The organism is Micromonospora inaquosa, assembly GCF_003857055.1.
GTDB classification, from domain to species: domain Bacteria; phylum Actinomycetota; class Actinomycetes; order Mycobacteriales; family Micromonosporaceae; genus Micromonospora; species Micromonospora inaquosa.
In genome coordinates this window covers 1-3,668 of record NZ_QGSZ01000082.1, presented here as the reverse complement: position 1 = coordinate 3,668, position 3,668 = coordinate 1, and the positions used below count along the sequence as shown (strand labels likewise).

2 protein-coding genes and 1 pseudogene are annotated in these 3,668 nt (G+C 72.7%); all 3 read left to right on the top strand.

What is annotated here, in order from left to right:
- The first annotated feature begins 169 nt into the window (after window positions 1-169).
- Window positions 170-1,120 (top strand): PrgI family protein, encoded by a 951-nt coding sequence (locus DLJ59_RS01460; RefSeq protein ID WP_124770722.1) that lies wholly within the window; start codon window positions 170-172, stop codon window positions 1,118-1,120.
- Entirely contained in the window at window positions 1,117-2,877 is a 1,761-nt protein-coding gene (locus DLJ59_RS01455) for a VirB4 family type IV secretion system protein (protein ID WP_124770721.1), read from the top strand. The genes DLJ59_RS01460 and DLJ59_RS01455 overlap by 4 nt, the downstream gene beginning before the upstream one ends.
- A gap of 28 nt (window positions 2,878-2,905) precedes the next feature.
- Window positions 2,906-3,668 (top strand): annotated as a pseudogene (locus tag DLJ59_RS01450) (hypothetical protein); the annotation flags it as partial.

The window sequence follows — 3,668 nt, the reverse complement described above, 5'->3', positions numbered from 1 at the left end:
GTCCCCGTCCGTGCGCCCGGCGGTCCCGTCCCCGGCCCCCGTGCCGCCTCGCGAGCCTGCTCCTGCCGTCCCGCCGCGGGCGCAGCCGCAGGCCCGTCCGCTACGCCCGGCCGCGCCGGGCAACCCGCAGCGTCCCGTCCGCCGTCGTCCCGAGGGGAAGTGATCACTGATGCCTCGCCGCACCGACGATGAGCCGTTGAGGACTCGTGTACCGGCCGATGTGGAACGGCCGGATCGGATCGTGTTTGGTCTGACCCTGCGTCAGGTCGTCGTTCTGACCGTCACCGCACTGAGCCTCTACGCGGTCTGGACCGCCCTCGCGACGGTCGTCAACCCGCTGTACTTCATCGCCGGGACGATCCCGGTCGCCGGGGCGGCGTTCTTCCTCGCGGTCGGCCGCCGCGACGGAATCTGCCTCGACACCTGGCTACTCGCCGCGATCCGGCACCGCCGCACCCCGCACCGCCTCGTCCCGGTCGACGAGCCGATCCACCCTGCCCCGCCCTGGATCACCACCACCGGTGGGCGCGGTGACAAGTTGCCACTCCCGGCACCGCTGCGTCTGCCCGCGAAGGGCATCACCGCCGACGGGCTGATCGACCTCGGCCCCGACGGCACCACCGCCCTCGTGTCGGCCTCAACGGTGGCATTCGGGCTGCGCTCACCCGGCGAGCAGAACATCCTCGTCGCCGGGTTCGCCCGCTGGCTGAACAGCCTCGACGCCCCCACGCAGATCCTCGTGCGGGCACAGCGCGTCAACTTGACCCACGTCGCCGACCGCATCGAGCACCGCGCCCCGGCCCTGCCGCACCCGGCGCTGGAAGAGGCGGCCCGCTCGCACGCCAGGTTCCTCGACGACCTCGCCACCGGGCGGGAGTTGCTGCACCGGCAGGTGACCATCGCCGTACGCGGGCGGGGCGGCCCCGGCCACACCGCCCACCAGGCGCGGGAGGCGGTGCGTGCCCTGGCCGGCTGCGAGGTCACCGCGACGGTCCTGGACGCCTACGACACCCAGACAACCCTTGCCGCTTGCCTTGACCCGGCCGCCCCCAACCCCGCGTGGGCGGGCGCTGGCATCCGAGAGCTACGGCGTGACCTGCGGGACGGTGACGACGCATGAAGCTGCCCAATTTTTCCCGCAGCCGCCTGGCGAGCGCGACCGGCGGGGTGCTGCCTGGCAGCCCTGACGCCGTCGAGGTCGGTGGCAGGTCCGTGCACGTGGGGGAGAACTACTCGGCGACCCTGGCGGTGACCGGCTACCCGGCCGAGGTCGGTGCCGGCTGGTTGGAGCCGATCCTGTCCTATCCGGGCCGCGTCGATGTCGCTCTGCACATCGAACCCGTCGCCCCGGTCGTCGCCTCCGACCGGCTGCGTAAGCAGCGCGGCCGGCTGGAGTCCTCACGGCGCTCGGACGCGGGGAAGGGGCGTCTTGATGACCCGGAGTTGGACGCCGCCGCGGCGGACGCCGCCGAGCTGGCCGCTCGGGTCGCCCGAGGCGAAGCCCGACTGTTCCGGCTCGGCCTGTACCTGACCGTGCACGCCGACAGCGAGGCTGAACTGACTGACCGGGTGGCCGAGGTGCGAGCGCTGGCGTCGTCGCTGCTGCTCGATGTGGCCCCGGCGACGTGGCGGCAGTTGCAGGGCTGGATCACCAGCCTGCCCCTGGCCGTCGACAGCCTCGGCATGCGCCGGGTGTTCGACACCGACGCCCTCGCCGCGAGCTTCCCGTTCACCAGCCCAGACCTGCCGGTCACCGCAGGGGATGCCGGCATGGGTGTGCTCTACGGTCTGAACCTCGCCTCCGCCGGGGTCGTGGTGTGGGATCGGTGGGCGCAGTCGAACTTCAACGCCGTCATCCTGGCCCGCTCCGGTGAAGGCAAGTCCTACCTCGCCAAGCTCGACCTGCTGCGCAACCTCTACCTCGGGGTCCAAGCGTTCGTGGTCGACCCCGAAGACGAATACCTCAAGCTGGCGGAAGCGGTCGGCGGAACGATCATCCGCCCCGGCGCGCCCGGCGTGCGGATCAACCCCCTAGACCTGTCTGCCGCTGACGGCGGTGATGCTCTGTTCCGGCGGACCCTGTTCATGCAGACGTTCGTCGCGGTGCTAACCGCCGGTGACAACACCGCCGCCGCCCTCGACCCACACGATGTCCCGGTCCTCGACGCGGCTGTCCTGGCCGCGTATCGGGCGAAGGGCATCACCACCGACCCGCGTACCTGGCGACGTCCCGCTCCGCTGCTGGCGAATGTGGCGCAGGCGTTGACGGAGATCGGCGAGGCCGGGCGGACCCTCGCCGCCCGTCTGCATCCGTATGTGTCCGGGTCGTTCGCCGGCCTGTTCGACGGGCCGACGACCACCGCCCCGCAGGGGCACTTGGTGGTGTACGCGATCAAGGACCTGCCCGACGAGCTGAAGCCGGTCGGGACGCTACTGACACTGGACGCGATCTGGCGCACGGTCGCCAACTCATCGTCGCCGGATGTGCGGCGCATGGTGCTGGTCGATGAGGCGTGGCTGATGCTGCGCGCCGGGCTCGGCGCGAAGTTCCTGTTCCGCCTCGCCAAATCCGCCCGCAAGCACGGGGCCGGGTTGACCGTGGTCACCCAGGACGCCGCCGACGTGCTCGGCACCGAAGTCGGCCGCGCCGTGGTCAGCAACGCGGCCACGCAGGTGCTGCTACGCCAGGCACCCCAGGCCATCGACGCGGTGACCGAGGCGTTCGGGCTCACCGACGGGGAGCGGGCCTTCCTGCTGTCCGCGGCACGCGGAGACGCGCTCCTCGCCTGTGGCAACAGCCGGGTCGCGTTTCACAGCCTCGCCTCCGACGTCGAGCACCAACTCGTCGTCACCGGCCCCACCACCGGCCGCCACTGAACCTCAGCTGACCTCCTGGGAGTCTGCCATGTCCACTCCACTGCCCTCGCTCGTCGCGCCATCGCCCACCACCACACCGTCACCCATCCCTGTGTCGCCGTCCGCGACCTGCGTACCCGGCCACGACGGCATCCCGGACTCCATCATCGGGCACCTGATCTGCGGCACCTGGGCCGACAACGCCCCCGCAGCGACGGCGGTCTTCGTCAGCGCGCACTGGCCGCTGCTGCTACTTGGCCTCGCCGCGCTCGTCGCCGCATGGCTCGGGTGGGCGTGGTGGCGGCGGCGCGTGTGGCGTCGCCACGCCGGGCAGGCCCGCTGGTTGGAGATCGTCCCGCCGGTGTCGGCGACCCCCGCCGCGACCGTCGGACTGTGGCGGTTGCTCGCTACGGCGTTGCCCGCATCGAGTCGGTGGTCGTGGCGCCCGCACCGCCTCGTCTGGGAGGTCCAAGCCGACCCGCGCGGCATGCGCTGCGGTCTGTGGCTGCCCCCGGGCGTGAACCCGACCGCCGTGCTCCGGCTGCTGCAACGCGCGTGGCCCGGTGCCCGCGCCGAACAGACCCGCCCACCGGCCTTCGCACCCGGTAGCCTGGTCGCCGCCGTGGCGCTGCTGCCGACCCAGCCGGAGTGGCTACCGCTGGTGGACGACGCCGCGCCGAGCCGGGGCCAGCGGTGGGAGGCCGGTGCGCCGCCGGAGGAGGACCGGCTCCGGGCGGTGTATGACGGGCTCGCCGCCGCCGGCCGCACCGGCGGCGGACTGCTGCAGGTCCACGTCACCCGCGCCCCCGCCC

Coding starts and splice junctions, on each gene's coding strand:
- DLJ59_RS01460 (WP_124770722.1), top strand. CDS start 170: ATGCCTCGCCGCACCGACGATGAGCCGTTGAGGACTCGTGTACCGGCC.
- DLJ59_RS01455 (WP_124770721.1), top strand. CDS start 1,117: ATGAAGCTGCCCAATTTTTCCCGCAGCCGCCTGGCGAGCGCGACCGGC.